General features: G+C 41.3%; 19 protein-coding genes. 9 read left to right on the top strand and 10 right to left on the bottom strand.

Going from position 1 to position 23,789, the window contains the following annotated elements; all coding sequences use genetic code 11:
- Nucleotides 1-4 precede the first annotated feature (4 nt).
- The 4 genes from BWP33_RS04265 (at nucleotide 5) to BWP33_RS04250 (ending at nucleotide 8,040) form a co-directional block, all read left to right on the top strand.
- Entirely contained in the window at nucleotides 5-3,226 is a 3,222-nt protein-coding gene (locus BWP33_RS04265; protein ID WP_002641795.1) for an efflux RND transporter permease subunit, read from the top strand.
- Nucleotides 3,227-3,525: 299 nt separating this feature from the next.
- Entirely contained in the window at nucleotides 3,526-4,947 is a 1,422-nt protein-coding gene (locus tag BWP33_RS04260) for an efflux transporter outer membrane subunit (protein ID WP_002641796.1), read from the top strand.
- Between the two features lie 353 nt (nucleotides 4,948-5,300).
- Nucleotides 5,301-6,143 carry a substrate-binding periplasmic protein gene (locus tag BWP33_RS04255; protein ID WP_002641797.1) on the top strand — a complete coding sequence of 281 codons (843 nt, stop codon included), beginning with the start codon at nucleotides 5,301-5,303 and terminating at the stop codon, nucleotides 6,141-6,143.
- A 226-nt stretch (nucleotides 6,144-6,369) separates the two neighbouring features.
- On the top strand, nucleotides 6,370-8,040 hold the full coding sequence (locus BWP33_RS04250) for a formate--tetrahydrofolate ligase (RefSeq protein WP_002641798.1): 1,671 nt from the start codon (nucleotides 6,370-6,372) through the stop codon (nucleotides 8,038-8,040).
- Nucleotides 8,041-8,142: 102 nt separating this feature from the next.
- Here the strand turns inward: BWP33_RS04250 and BWP33_RS04245 are convergent, their stop codons facing one another.
- The 3 genes from BWP33_RS04245 to BWP33_RS04235 form a co-directional block, all read right to left on the bottom strand.
- Complete coding sequence (locus BWP33_RS04245; RefSeq protein WP_002641799.1) at nucleotides 8,143-9,471, bottom strand: MFS transporter; 1,329 nt, start codon at nucleotides 9,469-9,471, stop codon at nucleotides 8,143-8,145.
- Between the two features lie 161 nt (nucleotides 9,472-9,632).
- Nucleotides 9,633-9,758 carry a type B 50S ribosomal protein L36 gene (gene ykgO, locus BWP33_RS04240; RefSeq protein ID WP_002641800.1) on the bottom strand — a complete coding sequence of 42 codons (126 nt, stop codon included), beginning with the start codon at nucleotides 9,756-9,758 and terminating at the stop codon, nucleotides 9,633-9,635.
- A gap of 2 nt (nucleotides 9,759-9,760) precedes the next feature.
- Nucleotides 9,761-10,033, bottom strand: a complete 273-nt coding sequence (locus BWP33_RS04235) for a type B 50S ribosomal protein L31 (protein WP_002641801.1) — start codon at nucleotides 10,031-10,033, stop codon at nucleotides 9,761-9,763.
- 195 nt (nucleotides 10,034-10,228) lie between these two features.
- Between BWP33_RS04235 and BWP33_RS04230 the strand changes: the two genes are divergently transcribed.
- The 5 genes from BWP33_RS04230 (at nucleotide 10,229) to ccsB (ending at nucleotide 16,233) form a co-directional block, all read left to right on the top strand.
- Nucleotides 10,229-10,450 (top strand): HP1242/YdcH family protein, encoded by a 222-nt coding sequence (locus BWP33_RS04230; protein ID WP_002641802.1) that lies wholly within the window; start codon nucleotides 10,229-10,231, stop codon nucleotides 10,448-10,450.
- Between the two features lie 285 nt (nucleotides 10,451-10,735).
- The gene (gene pcnB / locus BWP33_RS04225; RefSeq protein ID WP_002641803.1) at nucleotides 10,736-12,046 is read left to right on the top strand and encodes a polynucleotide adenylyltransferase PcnB; all 1,311 of its coding nucleotides are present in this window, start codon (nucleotides 10,736-10,738) and stop codon (nucleotides 12,044-12,046) included.
- Between the two features lie 247 nt (nucleotides 12,047-12,293).
- Nucleotides 12,294-14,303, top strand: coding sequence for a cytochrome c biogenesis protein ResB (locus BWP33_RS04220; RefSeq protein ID WP_002641804.1), 2,010 nt, complete (start codon nucleotides 12,294-12,296; stop codon nucleotides 14,301-14,303).
- A 405-nt stretch (nucleotides 14,304-14,708) separates the two neighbouring features.
- Complete coding sequence (locus tag BWP33_RS04215) at nucleotides 14,709-14,945, top strand: hypothetical protein (protein ID WP_002641805.1); 237 nt, start codon at nucleotides 14,709-14,711, stop codon at nucleotides 14,943-14,945.
- A gap of 67 nt (nucleotides 14,946-15,012) precedes the next feature.
- A complete protein-coding gene (gene ccsB, locus BWP33_RS04210) occupies nucleotides 15,013-16,233 on the top strand; it encodes a c-type cytochrome biogenesis protein CcsB (RefSeq protein WP_002641806.1) in 1,221 nt (406 codons plus the stop codon).
- 102 nt (nucleotides 16,234-16,335) lie between these two features.
- On the opposite strand, the gene BWP33_RS04205 is transcribed toward ccsB, so the two are convergent.
- The 7 genes from BWP33_RS04205 to BWP33_RS04175 all read right to left on the bottom strand — a co-directional run bounded on the left by BWP33_RS04205 (nucleotide 16,336) and on the right by BWP33_RS04175 (nucleotide 23,787).
- Nucleotides 16,336-16,944, bottom strand: coding sequence for a riboflavin synthase (locus tag BWP33_RS04205; protein ID WP_002641807.1), 609 nt, complete (start codon nucleotides 16,942-16,944; stop codon nucleotides 16,336-16,338).
- Nucleotides 16,944-18,026, bottom strand: coding sequence for a beta-N-acetylhexosaminidase (gene nagZ / locus BWP33_RS04200; RefSeq protein ID WP_002641808.1), 1,083 nt, complete (start codon nucleotides 18,024-18,026; stop codon nucleotides 16,944-16,946). The genes BWP33_RS04205 and nagZ overlap by 1 nt, the downstream gene beginning before the upstream one ends.
- 186 nt (nucleotides 18,027-18,212) lie before the next feature.
- A complete protein-coding gene (locus BWP33_RS04195; protein WP_002641809.1) occupies nucleotides 18,213-19,691 on the bottom strand; it encodes a DegQ family serine endoprotease in 1,479 nt (492 codons plus the stop codon).
- A gap of 70 nt (nucleotides 19,692-19,761) precedes the next feature.
- Entirely contained in the window at nucleotides 19,762-20,607 is an 846-nt protein-coding gene (locus tag BWP33_RS04190) for a toxin-antitoxin system YwqK family antitoxin (protein WP_155999545.1), read from the bottom strand.
- A 121-nt stretch (nucleotides 20,608-20,728) separates the two neighbouring features.
- Entirely contained in the window at nucleotides 20,729-21,832 is a 1,104-nt protein-coding gene (dnaN, locus tag BWP33_RS04185) for a DNA polymerase III subunit beta (protein ID WP_002641811.1), read from the bottom strand.
- A gap of 160 nt (nucleotides 21,833-21,992) precedes the next feature.
- The gene (locus BWP33_RS04180; RefSeq protein ID WP_224451256.1) at nucleotides 21,993-23,138 is read right to left on the bottom strand and encodes a DNA methyltransferase; all 1,146 of its coding nucleotides are present in this window, start codon (nucleotides 23,136-23,138) and stop codon (nucleotides 21,993-21,995) included.
- A gap of 10 nt (nucleotides 23,139-23,148) precedes the next feature.
- Nucleotides 23,149-23,787: a hypothetical protein gene (locus BWP33_RS04175; RefSeq protein WP_002641813.1), complete on the bottom strand. Its 639-nt coding sequence runs from the start codon at nucleotides 23,785-23,787 to the stop codon at nucleotides 23,149-23,151.
- Nucleotides 23,788-23,789 lie beyond the last annotated feature (2 nt).

Here is a 23,789-nt window from a genome sequence, read left to right as displayed (position 1 = left end):
GGTCATGGCAAAATTTTTTATTGAACGCCCTGTATTTGCGTGGGTAATTTCTATCTTTATTATTTTGGCAGGTGTGATTGCGATTCGAAACTTACCCGTATCGCAATACCCATCGGTGGCTGCGCCAACCATTAATTTGACGGCAACTTATCCTGGTGCATCAGCACAAGTTATGGAAGACAGTGTATTGGCAGTGATTGAACGTGCCATGAATGGTATTGAAGGATTGGACTATATGTCCACTTCAGCCGATTCCAGTGGTTCAGGCAGCGTGTCTTTGACGTTTACGCCCGAAACCAATGAAAACATGGCACAAATGGACGTGCAAAATAAATTGTCTGAAGTTTTGGCAACACTGCCATCAACAGTACAACAATATGGCGTTACTGTATCCAAATCGCGCTCCAATTTCTTGATGGTGATTATTTTAAAGTCCCAACAAAAATCACTGGAAGACATGGCAGACTACGCTCAACGCAACGTTATTCCCGAATTACAACGTATTGAAGGCGTGGGTTCAGTGCGTATGTTTGCGTCTCAACGTGCAATGCGTGTATGGGTAGATGCGAAAAAATTGAAAAGCTACAATTTATCATTCGCTGATATCTCCTCTGCCATTTCTGCACAAAATGCGCAAATCTCCGCAGGTACAATGGGGGCATTGCCACTGGCAGAAGGACAAACCATCACCGCTACCATTACCGCACAAGGTCAATTGAGTACGCCCGAAGAGTTTGGCGAAATCATGTTGAAAACCACCACCAGTGGTGCAAACGTGTATTTGAAAGACGTGGCACGTATTGAATTGGGTTCGGAAAGCTATGCGACCAGTACACGTTTGAATGGGGTACCATCTGTGGGTATGGCGGTGATGTTGTCTAATTCAGGTAATGCAACTGCAACAGCGAAATTGGTTCGTGCCAAAATGGCGTCGTTGCAAAACTATTTCCCTGGTGATATCACTTGGGCAGCCCCTTATGACACATCTAAATTTGTGGACATTTCCATTGAAAAAGTAATTCACACATTGGTTGAAGCAATGGTTTTGGTGTTTATTGTGATGTTTGTATTCTTACAAAATTTCCGTTACACCTTAATTCCTGCAATTGTGGTGCCTATTTCTTTGCTGGGTGGTTTTGCTGGGATTTACTATTTGGGTATGTCCATTAACGTACTGACGATGTTTGCCATGGTATTGGTCATTGGTATTGTGGTGGACGATGCGATTGTGGTGGTGGAAAACGTGGAACGTATTATGGCTGAAGAAGGTTTGCCACCAATGAAAGCCACACAAAAAGCCATGAGTCAAATTTCTGGTGCAGTGATTGGTATCACAGCTGTATTGATTTCTGTGTTTATTCCGTTAATGTTCTTCTCGGGCGCACAAGGTAAAATTTACACTCAATTTGCGGCGACTATGGCATTGGCAATTGGTTTCTCGGCATTTTTGGCTTTGACTTTAACACCAGCATTGTGCGCGACATTATTGAAACCAATCAAACATGGGCATCAAAAAAAACGTGGTTTCTTTGGTTGGTTTAATCGCAAATTTGATTCAACCAATAACCGCTACAAAAAATGGGTAGAACGTTTCTTACGCCGTGCAGGCAGCCTGATGATTGCGTGGGTGGCTTTAACAGCTGGCGCAGTATATGTTTACACACAGTTGCCCACTTCATTTTTGCCTAGCGAAGACTCAGGTAACTTAATGGTAATGGCACAATTACCAGCAGGTGCAACCAAAGAACGTACCGATAAAACCGTAGAAGGTTTAGAAAAAACCGCCATGTCATTCCCAGAAGTGCAAGACATTATTACTGTTTCGGGTTTCAGTTTTACAGGCAGCGGTCAAAATATGGCGATGGGTTTTGTGATTCTCAAAGATTGGCAAGAACGCTTGGACATGAGTAAAAGTGAACCATTCATAAAACGCTTGATTGCAGGTGATGTTTTGCATGATGCAACCATTGTTGTGAAAAAAATGACGGGTGCATTGCTAACCAATGGTGCTGTGAAAGACGGTTTTGCAATTGCGATTAACCCGCCGGCCATTCGTGAGCTGGGTAATGGTGGCGTAGAGTTTTACATTCAAGACCGCAACAGCGGCGGACACGATGCATTATTGGCTAAACGCAATGAATTAATTGCTAAAATGCGTGAAAGTGGTTTGTTTGGCGACACGCGTGCATCAGGTTTAGAAGATGCGCCACAGTTGCAATTAACCATTGACCGCGAAACAGCTGCTGCACAAGGTGTGAGCTTAGCCAGCATTCGCAGCACATTGGCAACGGCTTTAGGTGGTTCGTATGTGAATGATTTCCCAAATAACGGTCGTTTGCAAAAAGTAATGGTCATGGCTGACGAAACGGGTCGTATGCAGGATGAAGAGATTCTAAGTTTGCCTGTTACCAATAATGCTGGTGTGGCGATTCCGCTTTCTACTTTTGTGAAAAAAGAATGGAAAGTGGGTATGCAACAAAGCGTGCGATTTAATGGCTATCCTGCCATGCAAATCAGTACCACACCGTCTGGTGTGTCATCTGGTGTGGCGATGGCTAAAATTCAAGAATTGATGAAAGACATTGGCGGCGGTAATTACAGCGTAGAATGGGCAGGTCAATCTCGTGAAGAAGCAAAAGGCTCTTCTGAAACCACATTGGTTTACGCATTAGCGGCGATGGCGATTTTCTTGGTATTGGCGGCATTGTATGAAAGCTGGGCGATTCCGTTATCTGTGTTGATGGTTGCGCCGTTGGGTTTCTTGGGTGTGGTATTGGGCGTATGGATGCGTAACCGTTTCAATATGAGTTTAGGGATTCCGATTGAGTATGCCAATGATATTTATTTCGTGGTCGGCATGATTACGGTAGTGGGCTTGAGCGCGAAAAACGCAATTTTGATTATTGAATTTGCGAAAGATTTGCAAGAAGAAGGCAAAACACCGTTTCAGGCAGCCTTAGACGCAGCGCATTTGCGTTTCCGTCCAATTTTGATGACATCATTTGCATTTATTTTGGGCGTTGTGCCATTGTATTTCTCCTCTGGCGCGAGTGCGGCGAGCCAACGTGCCATTGGCACAACGGTATTTTGGGGCATGACAATCGGCACATTATTCTCAGTATTTTTGGTACCTGTGTTTTATGTGTTTGTGCGTAAATTCTTCAAAGGAAAAGGTCATCGCCGTAATGCGCGTGAAGCCGCAACCGATGCTGGTTTACCGTTATAATTAAACACCAATCAATATGGTTTGTCGGTTTTGCATTATCTTAACTGGCAAACCATATTTATTATCAAAAAAATATTTTATACTTTCAGGCTGAAATCTTTGCAAAACCCAAAAATTAACCTAAATCTCGTCATTCCCGCGAATGCGGGAATCCAATAGCAAAATTTAGATAATTGATTTTATTTGATTGATTAAAAATCTATTTAAGATTGAAAATGGATTACCGCCTGCGCGGTAATGACGACGGATAGTTTTGCAAAGGTTTCAGGCTGCAACCCCTTCCCTAAGGATTAAATAACATGAATACAGCTTTAAAACCCATTGCCACAGCGATTTTATTTTCATTGGCGTTGTCGGCGTGTAGCATGGTCAAACCTGTGGTGGAACTCGCACCACAATACGAACAACCACAAGTTGATGTCCCTGAAACATTTAAATTTGATGTACCAGCGTCTCAAGCCAACGGTATTCAGGCAGCATCTTTGGGTTGGCGTGATTATTTTGCTGACCCACGTTTACACGCGTTGATTGAACTGGCATTGAAAAACAATACCGATTTACGCACAGCAGTGCTGAACGTAGATCAAGTTCGCGCACAATACGCCATTTCACGAACCAAAGAATTACCCAGTTTAAGTGGTTCGGGTGGTGTGGTGCGTAGTGGTTCGGCGATGGGCGCAAGCACTTCTTACAATGTTGGTTTGAATACCAGCTACGAATTGGATTTGTGGGGACGCGTGAAAAACACCAATGACGCTGCCTTACAATCATATTTTGCCACCGAAGCCGCCAAAGATGCCACGCATTTGGCGTTAATTGCCAGCGTTGCCAAAGCCTATTTTGCACAATTGTATGCTGAAGAAAGCATGAGTTTAGCCAAACGCACTTTGTCCAGCTACGAAGAAACCTACCGTTTAGCAAAAGTTCGCCACAACGCGGGGGTAATTTCCGCCGTGGATTTACGCGCACAAGAAGCCCAAATTGAATCCGCCAAATCCAGCTACACCGCAGCAGTTCGCGCCAAAGAAGAAGCACGTAACGCATTGGCATTACTGATTAGCCAAGAAATTCCACAAAATTTACCCAAAGGCAAACCATTAAGTCAGCAATTTAAAATCCAAAACTTACCTGCAGGTTTGAGTTCTACGGTGCTGTTGAATCGTCCTGATATTCGTGCGGCAGAATACAATTTACGTGCAGCCAATGCCAATATTGGCGTTGCGCGTGCGGCGTTTTTTCCGACAATTAGTTTGACGGGTGCATTGGGTTTGGTAAGTCCACAATTGGGCAATTTATTCCAATCTAACCGTAAAACGTGGTCGGCTGGCGCAAATTTGTCCGTACCGATTTTTGATTGGGGTAGCAATCAAGCTAATTTGGAAGCAGTAAAAATTGCTCAACAAAAAACGGTGGTCGCATATGAATCTGCGGTAGAGTCGGCATTTAAAGATGTGTCAGATGCTTTGGTGGCGCGTGCGGCTTTGGCGGCACAATACGAAGCCGCCGCTGCACAACGCAAAGCCTATAACGAACGTTTACGCTTGATTAATTTACGCTATAAATATGGCGTTGCCAGCTCATTGGATTTGTTGGACGCAGAACGCAGCAGCTACAGCGCAGACAGCAGTCTATTAAGCACGCAGCTAAATTTATTGAATAATTTAGCTGACGTATATAAGGCATTAGGGGGCGGTTTAAAACGTTACACCAATGATGAATAATCAACCATAAACCAAAATAAAAAATAGTTTGATGGATTTTTGATTTTGGTTCATTAATAATACTTTAAATTCAAATTAGTATGGCGTTGCTAACGTCCTTATATACCACACATACACAGAGAACCTTATCGCCTTATCTTATTGAATTTAAAACCTGTATTTTCAGGTAGCCTGAAGCCTTTACCAAACCTTAAATTTAAGTGCAATTCAACGCGATAACATCGCAAACGTGCAGATAATATTGAAATATTTTCAAGCGTTAGGGAAGCGCATTGCGAAGAAATGCTCCAAAGATGGGTTTTACAAAGGTTTCAGTCTATCCAATTTTAGAGAAAGAAAAAAGAAAGTTGCAAATGTTAGCAAAAAGTTTTATTCCCACATTAATTACTTTATTGGTTTTGAATGCGTGTCAAGACTCGCCACCTGCACCAATCAACAACCAAGCCAGCAATGTTCAGGCAGCATCGTCAGCCAGCAGTGAATCTTTGACTGCGCGTTTACCTGATACTGCTCCGATTATTCATGTTTTGACAACAGGGTCGGTGTCGCCGTTTAATTTTCGTGATGAAAATGGCAATGTGATTGGCTTTGAACCCGATTTAATTGAAGCCATTGCTGCCAATCAAGGTATGCGCGTACAAATCATCCCCAAATCATGGGAACAAGTTTGGGCAACAATCGATAAAAATCCCAATGAACCCACTTTAGCCATGAACACCATTGGCATCACAGAAGAACGACAAAAAAAATATTTATTGAGTGAATCTTATGTACGCGCCCCCAATGCGCTTGCTGTGTTGAAAGATTCGCCTATTCAAACTGTTCGTGATGCTAATGGTAAAAAAATCAGTGTGATGCAAGGCAGCACAATCATTTTAGATGAAATTAAAGCCCAAAATATTAAGCCTGCTCAATTAGTTAATCGTAATTCTTTATATTTAACTTTGGGCGCGATTACCAATCATTCAGCTGATGTAGCGTGGGGCGATAAATTGGTGATGGCGTATTACGCGAAAAACATGAATGTGCCAATTCGTTTTATTGATTTGCCCAACGATGGTGTTGATGATCGCGTTGTATTTATTTTAAATAAAAAAGATACAGAATTATTGGACAAAATTAATCGTGGTTTGGCCAATTTAAAAGCCGATGGCACATACGATAAAATTTACCAAAAATGGTTTGGTACAAAATAATTCAGTAGGTTTTCAGGCTGCCTGAAAACCTTACAACATCTTATTTTTGGGATATTTCTTCACGATACGCTTCTCTTACGCTTGAAAATATTTCAATGTTATAGTGCTTTCAGTTCAACAAGACAAGGCGATAACGTCCACCGTGTACGCATGGTAATAAGGATATTAATAACGCCATACTCATTTGAATTTAAAGCACTATATTTCAAACACAAAGGATTTCATCATGCAAACAGACGTACAAATCGCCCAATCTGCTCACATCAAACACATCGACCAAATCGCCGAAAAAATGGGTATTTCCCCTGATAAATTAGAACATTACGGAAAATACAAAGCCAAAATCAATCCGCAAGACGCATTCAGGCTGCCTGAAAAAAAAGGCAAACTGATTTTGGTTACCGCAATTAACCCCACACCAGCGGGCGAAGGCAAAACCACGGTAACCATCGGCTTAACAGATGCATTGAATCACATCGGCAAACAAGCCATTGTCGCCATGCGCGAACCGTCATTAGGTCCAGTATTCGGCATTAAAGGTGGCGCAGCTGGTGGCGGTTACGCGCAAGTTTTGCCTATGGAAGACATCAATTTGCATTTCACAGGTGATTTTCACGCAATCAGCGCAGCAAATAATTTGCTCGCCGCCGTATTGGATAATCATATTTATCAAGGTAATACACTTAATATTGACCCCAAACGCGTGATTTGGCGGCGCGTAGTAGACATGAATGACCGCCAATTACGCCATATCATCAATGGATTAGGCAAACCAACTGACGGCGTGATGCGTCCCGATGGTTTTGATATTACGGTGGCAAGCGAAGTAATGGCGATTTTTTGCTTGGCGAATGACTTGATGGACTTGAAAGAGCGTTTGGGCAAAATCTTAGTAGCATATACCTTTGATAATCAACCAATTTATGCACGTGATTTGAAAGTAAATGGTGCAATGGCTGCACTGTTGAAAGACGCAATTAAACCCAATTTGGTGCAAACCATTGAAGGATCACCAGCGTTTGTACATGGTGGACCTTTCGCAAATATCGCGCACGGTTGCAATTCGGTTTTGGCAACCAAATTAGCACAACATTTGGGTGAATACGCGGTTACTGAAGCAGGTTTTGGTGCAGATTTGGGCGCGGAAAAATTTTGCGACATCAAATCGCGTTTAGCAAATTTGAAACCCGATTGCGCGGTGGTAGTGGCAACGGTTCGTGCTTTGAAATACAACGGCGGCGTAGAAAAAACAAATCTAAACACGGAAAACGTGAACGCAGTGAAACAAGGTTTACCCAACTTACTCAAACACATCAATAATTTGAAAACGGGTTTCAGGCTACCTGTGGTTGTGGCAATTAACCGTTTTGTATCAGATTCAGACGCGGAATTAGCCGAAATTCAGGCTGCCTGCAATGCGGTAGGCGCAGAAGTATCCTTAACCGAAGTGTGGGGAAAAGGCGGTAAAGGTGGCGAGGATTTAGCGCGCAAAGTCGTAGCAGCAGTGGAAAGTAGCACAAATCAATTTCAATTTGCCTACGATGAAAATGACAGTATTATCAATAAAATCAATGCCATTGCACAAAAAATCTACGGAGCAACAGGCGTGGAATTGAGTGCAGAAGCGACAGCAGAAATCGCCAATTTAGAGCGTTTAGGTTTGGATAAATTGCCTATTTGCATGGCAAAAACGCAGTATTCTTTGAGTGATAACGCCACATTGTTGGGCTGCCCGACTGACTTCACGATTCATGTGCGTGGGATTACGGTATCGGCTGGCGCGGGGTTCATCGTGGCATTGTGTGGCGCAATGATGAAGATGCCTGGTTTGCCCAAATCACCAGCTGCAGAAAAAATTGATGTAGATGCCAATGGCGTAATCAGTGGGCTGTTTTGATTTTCAGGCAGCCTGAAATATGGTCGTTTAAAATTCACAATTTTATTTTAAACGACCATCAAAATCAGGCTGCCTGAAAAACTGTACTCATTTGAAGTACTATTATTTAACTTTTATCAAATCAGCATCTTTGGTTTCGTGAGTTGTCCACAATGCGATAATCGTCATCACACAATTCAACGCCAAATAAATTCCCACACCTAACATACCATAATGCTCATTTAACTTCATTGCCAAAATAGTAGCAATAGACGCGCCCACAATCGCCGAAAAATTATACGCCAATGATGCACCCGAATAACGCACTTCAGTCGGGAATAATTCTGGTAACAATGCCGCCATTGGTCCAAAAGTCATGCCCATCAACGCCATGCCCACCACCAAAAACATCATCACAGACATTGGCGAACCATTGGTCAAAAAAGCAGGCATCGCCAAACCAAATACCAAAATCGCGCTGCTGATTATCAATAAAAAGCGTCTACGCCCCATTTTGTCTGCGTAAATGCCCGATAAACTAACAAACACACCAAATACCACTGCACCCCATAACAAAAATCCCGTAAACGTGTTGGCAGGAATCCCCAAACCCATTGGATGTCCAAATTCCGAAGATTTTACAGGTGATTTGGAATACACTTGCACAAACGCCGTCATAATGTAAAACAACACATAAGTTGCTGCCATAATAAACGTACCCTGAATAATTGGCTTATAGTGTTTGACCATGACTTCTTTTACAGGTGCGGATTTGGTTTTGCCTTCTTGTTGGGCTTCGCGGTAAACGTGGCTTTCATGCAGCGTCAAACGCATCCACAAACCTACCATTACCAAAATCAACGACAACACAAATGGAATACGCCACCCCCAGTTCACCAATTCTTCATGCCCAATCAATGAACTAATCAAGAAAAAAACACCATTTGCCATAAACAAACCAATCGGCGCACCCAATTGTGGAAACGTACCAAACCAAGCACGTTTACCTTCGGGTGCATTTTCTGTGGCAACCAAAGCCGCCCCACCCCATTCTCCTCCTAAACCCAAACCTTGTCCCACACGACACACGCACAACAACAATGGAGCAAATAAGCCAATTTGTTCATAATTAGGCAATAAACCAATCGCTACCGTAGATAAACCCATCGTCAACAAAGATGCCACCAATGTTTTCTTACGCCCAATTTTATCGCCAAAATGTCCAAACAACGCCGAACCAATCGGACGCGCAAAAAATGCCAACGCCAATGTAGATAACGACAACAACATCGCTGCGCTTTCATCGGTTTTCGGGAAAAATTGCGTGTTGAACACCAACACTACCGCCGCCGCATAAATATAATAATCATAAAATTCAATCGCCGTCCCCACCATTGAAGCAATGGCAACTTTATATGGATTATTACGTAATTCCGTGTGTGGTGTACTCATACTTATTATCCTAAATTTTGCTAAAACGAAAAGATTAACTATAACCAAAAATCATTTTATTTGCAAAGTTTTGTAAACAAAAAAATTTAGCATAAACTCAATAAACAACAAAGGCAGCCTAATTCAGTTCAGGCTGCCTTGTATATTATGGTCTCTTTCATTTAGCGTTGTCGTGCTTTCAAGCGCGGATTAGATTTGCAAATCACATAAACCTTACCCTTACGGCGCACCACTTGGCAATCACGATGACGCGATTTTGCGGTTTTGAGTGATGACAATACTTGCATGATTATTTTCCTTTTTTCAGCGCAGACATCATACCTGCATAACGTTGATTAAATTGGCTAGCACGACCTTCTTTATTGTGTTCGCGCTGTTTACCTGTGTAGGCTGGGTGCGATTCGGAAGACGTATCCACATAAAAAACAGGATATTCTTGACCATCAGACCATTGGCGCGTTTGATTGGTGGGGGCACACGAACGAATCAGCCAGCCAGTATCCGCGCTGCTGTCATAAAACAGTACGGTACGATAATTTTCGGGGTGTAAATTGGGTTTCATATTTTTCTCCAAAATCATTTTGAATGAGTTATTGTTATGGTATAACATTAATAGAAAAAATGCAACGGTTGTTGTGCAGAAAAAAAACTAGCCAATTGTGAATAGATTCTATACAATCAGCTGCATGAATTCTCAAAATCTAGGTGGTTTCAGGCTGCCTGATTATTTTCATCTGACATTTGAAAGGTCTAAACCATGTTCCCAGAATACCGTGAATTAATTTCTGAATTGAAACAATCTGATGCTCACTTTGCACGTTTATTTGATGAACACAATGCACTTGACGACAAATTAACAGGCTTGGAGAACGACCCTGTAACCTCTTCTTCTGCTGCTGATGAAATTCATGAATTGAAAGTGAAAAAATTGGCATTGAAAGAACAGTTGTACGAGCTTTTGAAAAAAGCATCTGCATAATCAGGTTGATAATTTCATCTGCTTGTTCTAATATGAAAACACTCAATTTTTTAGAAAATTGGGTGTTTTTGTTTTTCAGGCTGCCTGAAATCTTTGCAAAAGATTTTTGCACAAAGAATTTTTTGCAAAGATGATTTCAGGCTAAAACCTTTGCAAAACCTTAAAGCGATGGCATCGCAAACGTGCAGATAATACGGTAGTCGCGATCGCTTTGTGCTATTTTTATTTTGAACAACTATAATTTTTACTCTATTTTGATTAGATTCTAGGAAAAACCCATTGATTATGTTAAAAAAAATGATTGGCACAGTATTCAAACGTCGCCAAAAAAATAATTTCCCCTGTCAAAATCATGCCATACGCTTGGATTTACCGCCCACCTTTGCAGAAGACGTGATTAAAAAACTGGTCAAAGAAGGTTTTGAAGCGTATTTGGTTGGGGGTGCAGTGCGTGATTCACTGCTCGGCGTAGCACCCAAAGATTTTGATGTCGCAACCAACGCTCGCCCCGAACAGGTAGAAAAATTGTTTCGCCGCAGCCGAATTATTGGTAGGCGTTTTCCGATTGTGCATGTGATGTCGGGCAAAGAAACCGTGGAAGTCAGTACGTTTCGCAGTGGCAAAACACGACAAAATGCCAATGGCCGCATTGTCAAAGACAATGGTTATGGCACATTGGAACAAGATGCCATGCGCCGCGATTTCACTTGTAATGCCTTGTATTATGATGTCATTCGCCACAAAATCATTGATTTTCATGATGGTATGAATGATATTCGCCACAAAAAATTGGTCATGATTGGCGAACCTGCCGAACGCTACCAAGAAGACCCTGTGCGAATTTTACGCGCGATTCGTTTGTCGGGAAAACTCAATTTTCAGATTGATGAAAACACGGCTGAACCCATCGCCAGCCACGCACATTTGCTACAAAATGAACCTGTATCGCGCTTATTTGATGAGTTAATGAAAATCTTATTTTCAGGACACGCACAAGGCTGCCTACAACAACTTCAAAATCTAAACATTAACGCGCCAATTCACCCACTTCTAACCGCGTTGCAACAAAATCATAATCAAATGATAATAAAATCGTTGCGCCAAACCGACCAGCGTTTACAAAAAGGCAAATCGGTTTCTATGGGGTTTATTTTGGCGGCGTTATTTTGGGGCGAACTCAAACCTTATTGGCAAAATGCAATGGCGCGTGGACAAAATACGGTGGCTGCAATGCAGGCAGCCATCAATGAGTTACGCGATGAATTGGAACATGGTTGGGGTGTGCCGCAGCGTTATTCCATCACGATGCGCGAAATTTGGGCGATGCAGCCTCATTTTGAATTGCGCCGTGGTACTCGTCCGTTTCGGTTATTAAAACAAGCGCGGTTTCGGGCGGCGTATGATTTTTTGTTGATTCGGTCAGAATTTGGCGAAGTATCACGCGAATTGGCAAATTGGTGGACAACTTTCCAATATGCCAATGAAGTTACACGCAATAAAATGGTTACCGAACAAAACAACGCCCCCAAATCCCCCAACGAACGCAAACGCAAACCACGTAAACGTAAACCAAAAAATCACGATGTGATAGAATAATTTACCTTTTTCAGGCTGCCTGAAAGATGCATGTCAGGCGAGTTTCTAACCCACATATTGTTATACGATGGTGCATTATAGTCATTTAAAATAAAATAAGTATAACAAGGCGACCGCCGTGTACATCTGCTAATACATAAGGGAGCGGACGACGCAGTAGCATTTTTAATTTTAAACGACTGTACAAAAATTTTCGTATACTGCAAGACAGCCTGATACTTTGTTTTTCCAGCAAAATAATGAAAATATGAACACTTCTCATCCCAAAAAAATTCCTTTTATTCGCCGTCCGTGGTTTGCGTTTTTGAGTTCTATGCGCTTTGCGGTGGCGTTGTTGTCTGTGTTGGCGATTGCATCTGTCATTGGCACGGTACTGCCACAAAATCAATCACCACAAAATTATGTGGTGCAATTTGGTCCATTTTGGGCAGAAATTTTTGGTTTTTTGGGGCTATACGATGTGTATGCATCATCGTGGTTTGTGTTGATTATGGTATTTTTGGTGTTGAGTACAAGCTTGTGCTTATGGCGCAACACACCACAATATTTGCGCGATATGAAAAATTTTCGCCAAAACGCCACCGCCCATTCACTCGCTCACATGAAACACACCGCCGAAATTTCAGGCAGCCTGCAACCTGAAATCGCAGAAAAATATTTGAATTTACAAGGTTTTCAAACCAAAATCATCACGCGTGAAGACGGCAGCGTGATGCTTGCTGCCAAAAAAGGAGCGATGAACAAATGGGGTTATATTTGCGCCCATTTTGCCTTGATTGTGATTTGTTTGGGTGGTCTGATTGACAGCAATTTGATTTTGAAAATTGGCATGGCGATGGGCAAAATTGTGCCAGATACCAGCAGCGTATATGCACGTGATTTCAAACCTGAAAGCACACTTGGAACACACAATCTCTCATTTCGTGGCAATGCACAAGTAGTAGAAGAACAAACCATTGACCAAACATTTTTAAATGCAGATAAAGGCTTATTGCTGCAAAAATTGCCTTTTTCACTGGAATTGAAGAAATTTCATATTGCTTTTTATGACACAGGCATGCCAAAAGATTTTGCCAGCGATATTGTGGTAACCGACAAACAAACTGGCAAAAAAATTGAGCAAACCATTCGTGTCAATCACCCCTTAACTATTGATAGTATTACGATTTATCAATCCAGTTATGGTGATGGTGGCTCGGAATTAAAATTGAAAAGCTGGAATTTGCGCGGTATTGGCAAACCTGTTGATTTGAATGCGGTTTCTCAACGTACATTCCCACTGGATTTGGGTAAAACAGGGCAATACAAATTGGAATTTGGTGAATTTCGCGCATTCAATGTAGAAAATATGCTAGATAATCAATCCAGTAACTCAAATAAATTACACGATATTCGCAGTGTCAAAAAAGAAAAACAATTCAAAAATGTCGGGCCAACCATTACCTACAAACTTCGCGACAGCGCAGGGCAAGCCCATGAATATGTTAATTATATGTTACCATTGCAACGCGAAGGCGCATGGTTTTTCGCAACTGGCGAACGCTCGGATATGAACGCGCCTTACCGTTGGTTAATGCTGCCAGCTGACCCAAGTGGCAAAATGGACAGTTTTATGGCATGGCGCGACACCATAATGCAGCCTGAAAAACGCGCTGCTATTGTGGAACAATCTTTAACGGCTGTTAGTGAAAATATGCGTCCGCAATTCAAATTGGCAGTAGAAAATCTGTTGCGCCAGTTTGCTGAAGGTGGCTATGTCGCAATTAACGAACACATTCAAAAAACCGTGCCAACCGCCGAACAACAAAAAACAGGCGAGTTCATGTATCAAATTTTGTATGGCACAATGAATATTGCGCTAGAAAACGCACTCAAAGACGCAGGGCTGCCTGAAATTCCTGCTGGCGAATCGCGCAATCAATTTGTACTAAACAGCTTGGATGGCTACACAGCAATGACAAAATTTAGTGCGCCCGTATTATTACAATTAAACGGTTATAAACAAGTGAATATGTCAGGGCTACAAATGACCAAATCACCAGGAGCGAATTTGGTGTATTTGGGTTCGCTGTTTTTGGTATTGGGCGTGATGTTTATGTTTTATGTGCGAGAAAAACGGGCGTGGTTGTTGTTTGATGGCGGTAAAATGCGTTTTGCGATGTCGTCTAGCCGCAGCGAGCGCGATTTGAATCAGGAATTTCCGCAGCGATTGAATGATTTAACCCGATTAACGCAGGATTTGGGGCAAACAGAATAATTTTCAGGCTGCCTTAAGTTTTCGGTGATGTCCTGAAAAGTGTGCTGTTTTAAATTTGTTTAGGATTATTGATTGCCCAAAATCCAATGTTAGATGATTTAATATGATAAAACATTGAATCTGATTCGGAATGACAGCCTTTATTGTCTAAAGCGTGGTCGCCAATGAAACAACGCCCGTAGATTTTGCAACGATATTTCTGTTTGTGATTGCCATTGAAGCCATTTTTCTTTATATTTTAGTCCTTGGCAGCGAGGATATTTCAGGGTTATTTCAGTTTTCACGCACTAAATATTACTCTGTTCTCACTGCTTTTTGTTTTTTTATTTTCTAGCAACACGCTTTTCAGGATACCACCAAGTTTTCAGACAGCCTGAAAGGGTAAAATTGAGTAAAGGAATATTGATGACCGCGATAATCGTTTCCGTATTAGCAGGATTATTCACAGCCGCCATGTTGTTCTACATTTTATTTGGCGATTGGGAAGAATTTTGCGATTGCGTCAAATTTTATTTCACACCCGAATTTTGGAGTGCGTTGCAAGGCAAATACTGGGACGATAGGTGGGCAGAAATCAAACTTAATTTGTGGTTGATGATTAGTTTTGGTGTAGGCTTTTTGGTATATGTGAATATGAAATAATTTTCAGGCAGCCTGAAAAGACTACACGCCTAGTGAAACAAATTTAAAATAAATTAGATAAATCAACATGACAGAACACACCAATAATCTAGACACCGTCTTGCCACAACACGAATTATTGCAAGATAAATCATTTATTAAAAAATTAAATATTACCGACTGGTTATTTGCTGCCGCGCTGATTACCATCGCTGTTTTGGTTCACATCAAAATGCCGCATCACATGGATATTTACGAAACGGTGATTTTATGGATAAGCGCAATAATTGCAATTGGCTTGGGCTGGTTTTTCAAGCCGATGCGTTGGTTTATTGTCGGTAGCGTAGCGGTGGCGTATATGGCGGTTGGCTTGTATGACGGCAATATCGCCAATGGCAATGAAAACACAGGCAAATTTTTACTGAAATATTTACTCTCCAGTCAATCCGCCATTATGTGGCAAGCCGCGCTCACCGTGTTGGCAGCCGCTACCTACGCGCTTGGTATGCTGACCGCGTGGCGCAACGAAAAAAAGCAGCCTGAAAATATCCTTTCATCAAAAAATACATTCTTTAGCATCGCATCGGACTTGGCTTGGGCGGCGGCATTTGCTGGATTTGTGGGTCTGCTTGTGCGCTGGCACGAAAGCTATTTGTTGCGCCCCGATGCGGGACATATTCCTGTGTCCAATCTGTATGAAGTGTTTATTTTGTTTATGATGATTACGGGTTTGATGTATTTGTATTATGAACAAAAATTTACGATGCACAAATTGGGCGTGTTTGTGTATTCGTTGATGTGCGTGTTGGTGGCGTTTACCTTGTGGTACAGCATTGAACGAGGAGCGCACGAGATTCAACCGTTGATTCCAGCACTACAATCGTGGTGGATGAAAATTCATGTGCCTGCGAATTTTATTGGTTACGGTGCATTTTGTACGGCGGCTGCGTTTGGAGTAGCAGAATTATTGACGTTACGTGGCAGCAAATTTTTACCCGATGCGGCGCAAATTGAAGAAGCCATGTATAAAGCAATTGCAGTGGGTTTTCTGTTTTTCACGATAGCCACAATTTTGGGGGCATTGTGGGCGGCAGACGCGTGGGGGCGTTATTGGAGCTGGGACCCAAAAGAAACATGGGCATTTATTGTCTGGCTGAATTATGCAATTTGGCTGCACATGAGATTGGTGGCAGGCTGGCGTGGTAAAGTGCTGGCGTGGTGGGCAGTAATTGGGTTGTTTATTACTGCGTTTGCATTTATTGGCGTGAATATGTTTTTGTCGGGGCTGCATTCTTACGGTAGTTTATAAGCACTAGACGTTCAACAGACTAAAGTGCTTTAAATTCAAATTAATATTAACACAGCGTTGCTATAGCAAACGTTACCACCTTACCCTATTGAATTTAAAGCACTAGAATCGTTTCAAAACACGTTGTACAGTTTCCACCACTGCTTGCGTGTGTGCATCAATTTCAATATTAATCACGTTACCTACCTGTCGGCGACCGAACAGGGTTTGACGCAAAGTCTCGGGAATGAGATGCACACAAAACTCATCTGCCCTAACCGTGCCAATGGTTAAACTGCAACCGTCTAATCCAATAAATCCTTTTTCCAAAACAAATAATTGAATATTTTCAGGCAGCCTAAACCAGACGGTTTGATTCAAATCGCTGCGTTCAATACGCGTGATTTCAGTGGTAGCGATGATATGTCCGCTCATCAAATGCCCACCGATTTCATCACCAAAACGCGCTGCGCGTTCCACGTTGACCCAGTCGCCAATTTTCAGGCTACCTAAGTTGGTTTTCGCCAATGTTTCTGCCATCAAATCAAACGATACGCGCCGCCCATCAAATTCCGTAATCGTCAAACAACAGCCGTTGTGTGCAACAGATGCACCAATTTGCAACGATTGTGCCATATTTTCGGGTAATTCGATCGTATGACGGCGAAAATCTGCGCTTGGTTGTTCCAGTGCGACCAGTTGCGCCATGCCTTGTACAATACCTGTAAACATCAAAACTTCTCCCCTACTTGTACTCCATTTTGCGTATCTTTAGGTGTGGCAAGTTGTGCGGTTAATTGTTGAGCTGCTTGAAATTCTGGTGTTACCATTGTTTGCGCAGCTTGTTCGGGCGACACAGTCGCTGCCATGTATTGCCAGCGTTGGGCTAATTTGCGGTTTTCAGGCTGCCTGAAGTTATCGCGCAATTCGTCTACCAAATCAGGGCAATTACACACCAGCACAATATCACAACCTGCACCAAATGCCGCTTGCGCCCGCTCACGAATACCCCCCACACCACACGCACCTTCCATGGTCAAATCATCGGAAAAAATCACACCATCAAAACCAAGTTGTTCACGCAAAACCGTTTTCAGCCAATAATTTGAAAAACCAGCAGGTTGCGAATCCACATTCGGGTACGCCACATGAGCAGGCATCACAGCTGCCATGCCTTGTTTTGCTAATACCGCAAACGGCTGAATATCAGATTGATTTAATTCATCAAAACTACGTAAATCTTCAGGCTGAACCAAATGGCTATCGCCCGACACAAAGCCGTGCCCTGGAAAATGTTTGCCACATGATTTCATGCCACCGCGATTCAAACCACGCTGCAACGCCAACGCCAACGCGGTAACAATTTCAGGCTGCCTGTGAAAACTGCGGTTACCAATCACCGCGCATTTGCCCCAATCTAAATCCAACACAGGTGTGAACGACAAATCCACGCCACACGCGACTAATTCAGTCGCCAATACCCAGCCGATTTGTTCGGCATGATTCTGCGCGATATCTGCGCCCTGCTCGTCCCAGATTTCACCTAACACACCCATTGCGGGCAAACGCGTGAATCCATCAATAAAACGTTGGACGCGCCCACCTTCATGATCCACTGCGATGATTAATTCAGGCTTTCTTAATTCTTTGATTTCTTGACATAAGTTTTTTAGCTGCGCCACGTTTTGAAAATTGCGGCGAAACAAAATCACGCCACCAACTGCTGGGTCAAGTAAGCGTTGCTTGTCGTCATCAGATAAAGTGTAAGCGGTAACATCAGCCATGATTGCACCGCGTGGCAGTGTGATAGACATTTGATTTTTCTCTTATTTTAAAAATAACAGTCGTTTAAAATTAAAAATATTACTGCGTTGCCCACTCTCTTATGTACCAGATGTACACGGCGGTCGCCTTGTCCTATTTTCATTTAAAAAAACTCAGGCAACCTGAAACACCACAATTCGTTTTCAGGCTGCCTGAATCTTATTCACAAAATCCTGTTATGGCAAGATTAACGCCAAAAATACCGTATTATCGCCGCGTCTTACCAGCACCGACACATTTTTACCAGCACGAGACAAAGCTTCATTGAAATCCGCTTGACTGTGAACAGGCACACCACCAATTTCCACAATCACATCGCCACGCCGCAAACCAGCCGACAACGCAATGCCTTTCGCTTGCGTTACCACCAAATGACCACTATGCGCATTCAGCAATAAACCAACTTCAGGTACTTCAAAACCTGCACCTTGATTTTGAATATTCGGCAAAGTTTGGGCGGTACTGGATTCAGCCGTTTGACCGTCATTTGCCAAACCCAATTTCACAATCAAATTAATCTCTTTCCCTTTACGCCACACGCCTAAAATCACATCTTTTTCAGGCGACAACGCACCAATTGTCATTGGTAAATCACTCGACGAACGCACCTGCACGCCATTCACATTGCGAATAATGTCGCCAACTTGCAAGCCACCGCGTTGTGCTGGACTATCAGGCAACACCTTCGCCACCAATGCACCCGTTGGTTTATCCAAGCCAAATGACTTAGACAAATCATAAGTTACTTCTTGAATAATCACACCCAATTGACCACGTTGAACTTTACCCGTGGTTTTCAATTGTTCCGCGACATTCATCGCCACATCAATCGGAATCGCAAACGAAATCCCCATAAACCCACCGCTGCGACTATAAATTTGCGAATTAATCCCCACCACGTGTCCTTTCAAATTGAACAATGGTCCCCCCGAATTACCGGGGTTAATCGCCACATCGGTTTGAATAAATGGTGTGTAATTTTCGTTCGGTAAACTACGCCCTTTGGCTGACACAATCCCTGCGGTAACACTATTATCAAAACCAAACGGCGCACCAATTGCCGCCACCCATTCGCCTGATTTTAATTCATCGGCTTTGCCAATTTTGGCAGCAGGCAAGTCTGTGGCTTCAATTTTCAGCAATGCGATATCGGATTTGTCATCTGAACCAATTAATTTTGCAATATATTCTCGCTTATCGTTGAGCGTTACTTTGATTTTATCCAAACCTTTAATCACATGGGTATTGGTCAAAATATAGCCATCTTTGCTGATAATCACGCCCGAACCAAAATTATCGGATTCATCGTCAGCATCTTCAGGGATATTGGGGTCATTGGGAATCAGTCGTTTGAAAAATTCGTAAAATGGGTCGTCCTTAGACAAACCATCTAGATTACTGTTATTTTGTGCAATTTCTTCGTGATTTTTGGCTGCCTGAATATTCACCACCGAACCACCTTCACGCGCCACCAATTCCGTAAAATCAGGCAAAAACATACCCACCGTACCATCACTTTGTGTGGGTTTTTTATCCACAATAATATTAGCAACTTGTGAAGCAGTTTCAATGGATCTATCTTTGTTTTTTTTATCGGTACAAGCAGCTAGACTGATGCTAACCATCAACAACGCAGGCAATAATTTCATATTCATGTCTATCTAAATCCTTAAAATTAACCTTATTATTATTCAAAAAATGCTTTCAGGCTGCCTGAAAACATACTCACTCATTCATCAATCGCAACAATTCATCAGCACGTTTTTCAAAGGGCAAACTCTCTTGGCGAACAGTTTGCACATCCATTTTTCGTTTGACTTGTTTACCATCTGCCGTCCAAGCCACCGCATGCATCACCTGCTCACCACGAATATCCGATTGCAACAAACCCACGCCATTTGGACGAAACAAAATCAATCTCCACTCATTACTATTAGCATTTGAATTGGCTGGATTTGTGCTACTTTCCATCGCGGCTAAAATTGTGCCATCATGCTGAAATGCAAGCATTTTTTGTGCCAACACCGCACCAACCAATTGTTTATTTTGATAAAAAATCCTTGCACCTTGCGCCACACCATTGACGTAATCAGCCACAGCATGCAATTGTCCATCGCGATTAAACCAAATCACACGCCCATCTAAAATGGCATTACTGAAATCTTTTGGGTCGCTGTTTCTCTTAAGAACCAACGCGGTTGTTTGGGGTAATTGGGTGGATTCAAAAAAATCCTGCACCATCAGACGACCATCTGTGGTTTGTCCATACACTTCACGATAAAAACCGTCATTTTTTGGCACATCAACCGATTTTCCGTCTGCATCAAAATGCAAAATTTGTGGGGTTATTTTGGTGGGAGATGAGGGACGTTGATAGGTCTGTGCAGTAAAATTCAGCTCATTATCCAATACTTGTGGTAATGGCTGAATCATAAAATCACGCGCATTTGGTGCAGGCACATCATGCCAATTTTGCACCCAATCTTTTATGCCCTGCCATGCTTGGGTTACAGGTTCGCACCCACTCAAAATAGGTAGCACCAATAAAATTACCAACCATTTTCTCATCATTATGTTCATTAAAATCAAGGTAAAGAATCAAAAAAAATTTTTCAGGCTACCTGAAAATTATCTTGTGAATTTGTTTCGCTGAATACACAATTGTTTCAGGCAGCCTGAAAGAAATTTACCATTAAATTCGCATCGGCATCACAACATATTTGAAATCGGCTTCATCGGGTTTGGTAAATAACGATGACTTATGCTCATTACCCAACGCAATTTGAATATCATCACAATGCGTGTTACGCAATACATCAGTTAAATAATTGATATTAAAGCTAACTTCTAAAGATTCGCCTTGATAAGCAATTTCCAATTCTTCTTGAGCTTCTTCCTGCTCGTTATTGGTACAAGAAACGCGCAATAATCCTGCTGATAAAAACAATTTCACGCCTTTAAATTTCTCGTTTGCCAAAATTGCCGAACGCTCCAACGCACCCAACAAGTCGGTACGCGAAATCAAGAAAATTTTATCATTATCCAATGGAATCACGCGGTTATAATCGGGGAATTTACCATCAATCACTTTGCTGACAATCACCGTATCATTGCATGTCAAACGAATCTGATTACCCAATAATTCAATTTCAATTAATTCATTGGGTTGATTCAATAACTTATTCAATTCCAACACGGTTTTACGTGGCAAAATCACTTCGGTTTTGGACAAATTCGCCTCAATTTCACAAACCGAATACGCCAAACGATGCCCGTCCGTAGAAACCAAACGCAATTGATTTTCTTCCACTTGCAACAATAAGCCATTCAAATAATAGCGAATATCTTGCACTGCCATGCTATATTGCACCTGCGAAATCATGTGTTTGAACGTTTCTTGCGTGAGTGAAAAACGCACTTGCGCCGAATCATTCACGCTCATGGTGGGGAAATCTTCTGCAGGCAGCGTTTGCAGATTAAAACGCGATTTGCCGGCTTTCAGTGTCAAACGGTTGTCCGCCCAATCCAGTTGCACAATCGCACCATCGGGTAAAGCGCGTAAAATATCCTGTAATTTCTTAGCATTAGTTGTCAAACGAAAATCGCCTTTATCGTTTTCCGCACCTTGCGTGTGAATTTGGATTTCCAAATCGGTCGCCAAAATATGGATTCTGCCATCTTTACTTTCCAGCAACACATTAGACAAAATCGGCAAAGTATGTTTGCGTTCCACAATACCTGTTACGGCTTGTAGGGGCTTAAGTAGACTATCTCTATCTGTTTGTAAGATTAACATGATGTATTTTTCCTTATATTTTCAATAAATTTTGAGATAATTTTTTTAGTATTTTACATTCAAATGAGAACAAGGCGATAACGTCTGACGCACACGTGTAGTACATCAGAACATTAGCAATGTTGTGTTAATTTGAATTTAAACCATATAAAACAATATCCTATTCAATTTCATATGTAAATTGAATAAAATATTGTAAACGTGCCAAACGTAATTTAATAATTTCTGCAATATTAGATTGATAACCCAAGCCTGACAAATATTCAATGGCATATAAATTGTTTTTGATTTCTTCTTGCACTTGACATAATACAAATTCACGCTGCCCATTATCCTCTTGATTACACTCTAAAACGGCTTGTGCAGTTGTTCCACTACCTGCAAAAAAATCCAAGATTTTGTCATTGTGACTGATTTGTGAAATTTTAATTAAATATTTAATCATTTCAACAGGTTTTGCAGTAGAAAACACATTTCCTAAATCTAATCTCTCTAAATCATGTTTTCCCTGTCGCGAATAAAAGTTCAAAATACTCATCGCATTGTCTTTTGATTCAGACAATAAATGTTTCTCATACGGGCGACCTTGTTTAAACAATAACTTATTTTCATTAAATAGCTTAATAAATTTTTCTTTAGAAGACCAACCACGTGATTTCAACGCAGGTAAATGCAACATAATTTCTTCTATATATAATTCACAAGGTTCTCCATTAGGTGTAGATAAATCAGTTGCAAAACAAATTTCACCATTCTCGTCAACAATAGAATAATTCTTCAAAAATGAAAAATACTCTATTTTTTCAAATTCTTTCAACCTTTTTTTTAATAATTGCGTTGCTGACGCGATACCATTTTGTTTGTGTTCCTTTTTAATTTCTGCCATTAATGGCAACAATTTATCTGCATAAAATGGAATTTCTAACCGTTTAATTTCAAAAGCAGGCGCTTTACGTTTATTTTTTGCATATGCAATGATATATTCATGAATTGTATTAATGTGCTTGGCATTACTGCGCGTGGTTTGGCGCGTGATAAACATACCTAAAAAATTATCTTTACCAAATACTTCATTACAAATTAAACGCAGTTCAATCAACTTGTTATCATCAATAGAAACAAACAACACACCTGTTTCTTGCATAACTTGGCGTGTTTTACGAATTTTACTGGTAATAAAATCTTCCCAATCATCATAATGATCATGATATTCAAATTTTTTGGATTGCGTGTTGTAGGGTGGGTCAATATACACTGTTTGAAAGGTATTTTCAGGCAGCCTGTTTAAGCAATCTTCTGCATCCATAACATACAACTTATTCATCTACAAATGCTCCCGACCACCAATCTTCACCCTTATATTTTAATCTAAAAATATTTTTGATTTCTTTTCGCTCTTGGGTTGGAAACAAAATTTTAAAACCATAACATACTACTAAGTCCTTGATAGTAATAGATTGAGTAGAACGCACACTGCCACCAGATTTAAAAATATCTACGCGTGATTTTAAATATTGTCCAATCAAAGGATTTTGACCATAAACGATAAATAATAATTCTGATAATCCAGCCCAAACGCCTACGGCTAAAAATAATTTTTCATCTTCAAATGCTTCAGCTTTCTCATAAGTAGTATCGTTGAAAGTCGCTACCCAAGATTTTGCGCTAAAAGATGCTTGTTTGACTTCTAAAAATTGATTATTTTCTGAATTTTTAGCATCTAATCCATGCTTTTCAATATTAACCAAATCATAGCCCAAATACGCACCAATCATACCATCTCTTAACTCATTGAAAAACGTATCATTATCTAATTTCTTATATTTTTTTTGGATAACATTCAAAGGCTTAATAGCATGATTAGCCTCCGAAATAAAATCACGATTAATTTCTTGATAATTTCCTTTATGGAAAATCTTTAGATCTTGATTTTTAAAAAAAACTTGTTCAGTCATGT

It is taken from the genome of Simonsiella muelleri ATCC 29453 (assembly GCF_002951835.1).
GTDB classification, from domain to species: domain Bacteria; phylum Pseudomonadota; class Gammaproteobacteria; order Burkholderiales; family Neisseriaceae; genus Simonsiella; species Simonsiella muelleri.
This window is presented reverse-complemented; position numbering and strand designations above follow the sequence as displayed.

What these genes read in the sequence shown, in the direction of transcription:
- BWP33_RS04265 (WP_002641795.1), top strand. Translation starts at nt 5, where the DNA reads ATGGCAAAATTTTTTATTGAACGCCCTGTATTTGCGTGGGTAATTTCT.
- BWP33_RS04260 (WP_002641796.1), top strand. Translation starts at nt 3,526, where the DNA reads ATGAATACAGCTTTAAAACCCATTGCCACAGCGATTTTATTTTCATTG.
- BWP33_RS04255 (WP_002641797.1), top strand. Translation starts at nt 5,301, where the DNA reads ATGTTAGCAAAAAGTTTTATTCCCACATTAATTACTTTATTGGTTTTG.
- BWP33_RS04250 (WP_002641798.1), top strand. Translation starts at nt 6,370, where the DNA reads ATGCAAACAGACGTACAAATCGCCCAATCTGCTCACATCAAACACATC.
- BWP33_RS04245 (WP_002641799.1), bottom strand. Translation starts at nt 9,471, where the DNA reads ATGAGTACACCACACACGGAATTACGTAATAATCCATATAAAGTTGCC.
- ykgO (WP_002641800.1), bottom strand. Translation starts at nt 9,758, where the DNA reads ATGCAAGTATTGTCATCACTCAAAACCGCAAAATCGCGTCATCGTGAT.
- BWP33_RS04235 (WP_002641801.1), bottom strand. Translation starts at nt 10,033, where the DNA reads ATGAAACCCAATTTACACCCCGAAAATTATCGTACCGTACTGTTTTAT.
- BWP33_RS04230 (WP_002641802.1), top strand. Translation starts at nt 10,229, where the DNA reads ATGTTCCCAGAATACCGTGAATTAATTTCTGAATTGAAACAATCTGAT.
- pcnB (WP_002641803.1), top strand. Translation starts at nt 10,736, where the DNA reads ATGTTAAAAAAAATGATTGGCACAGTATTCAAACGTCGCCAAAAAAAT.
- BWP33_RS04220 (WP_002641804.1), top strand. Translation starts at nt 12,294, where the DNA reads ATGAACACTTCTCATCCCAAAAAAATTCCTTTTATTCGCCGTCCGTGG.
- BWP33_RS04215 (WP_002641805.1), top strand. Translation starts at nt 14,709, where the DNA reads ATGACCGCGATAATCGTTTCCGTATTAGCAGGATTATTCACAGCCGCC.
- ccsB (WP_002641806.1), top strand. Translation starts at nt 15,013, where the DNA reads ATGACAGAACACACCAATAATCTAGACACCGTCTTGCCACAACACGAA.
- BWP33_RS04205 (WP_002641807.1), bottom strand. Translation starts at nt 16,944, where the DNA reads ATGTTTACAGGTATTGTACAAGGCATGGCGCAACTGGTCGCACTGGAA.
- nagZ (WP_002641808.1), bottom strand. Translation starts at nt 18,026, where the DNA reads ATGTCTATCACACTGCCACGCGGTGCAATCATGGCTGATGTTACCGCT.
- BWP33_RS04195 (WP_002641809.1), bottom strand. Translation starts at nt 19,691, where the DNA reads ATGAATATGAAATTATTGCCTGCGTTGTTGATGGTTAGCATCAGTCTA.
- BWP33_RS04190 (WP_155999545.1), bottom strand. Translation starts at nt 20,607, where the DNA reads ATGATGAGAAAATGGTTGGTAATTTTATTGGTGCTACCTATTTTGAGT.
- dnaN (WP_002641811.1), bottom strand. Translation starts at nt 21,832, where the DNA reads ATGTTAATCTTACAAACAGATAGAGATAGTCTACTTAAGCCCCTACAA.
- BWP33_RS04180 (WP_224451256.1), bottom strand. Translation starts at nt 23,138, where the DNA reads ATGGATGCAGAAGATTGCTTAAACAGGCTGCCTGAAAATACCTTTCAA.
- BWP33_RS04175 (WP_002641813.1), bottom strand. Translation starts at nt 23,787, where the DNA reads ATGACTGAACAAGTTTTTTTTAAAAATCAAGATCTAAAGATTTTCCAT.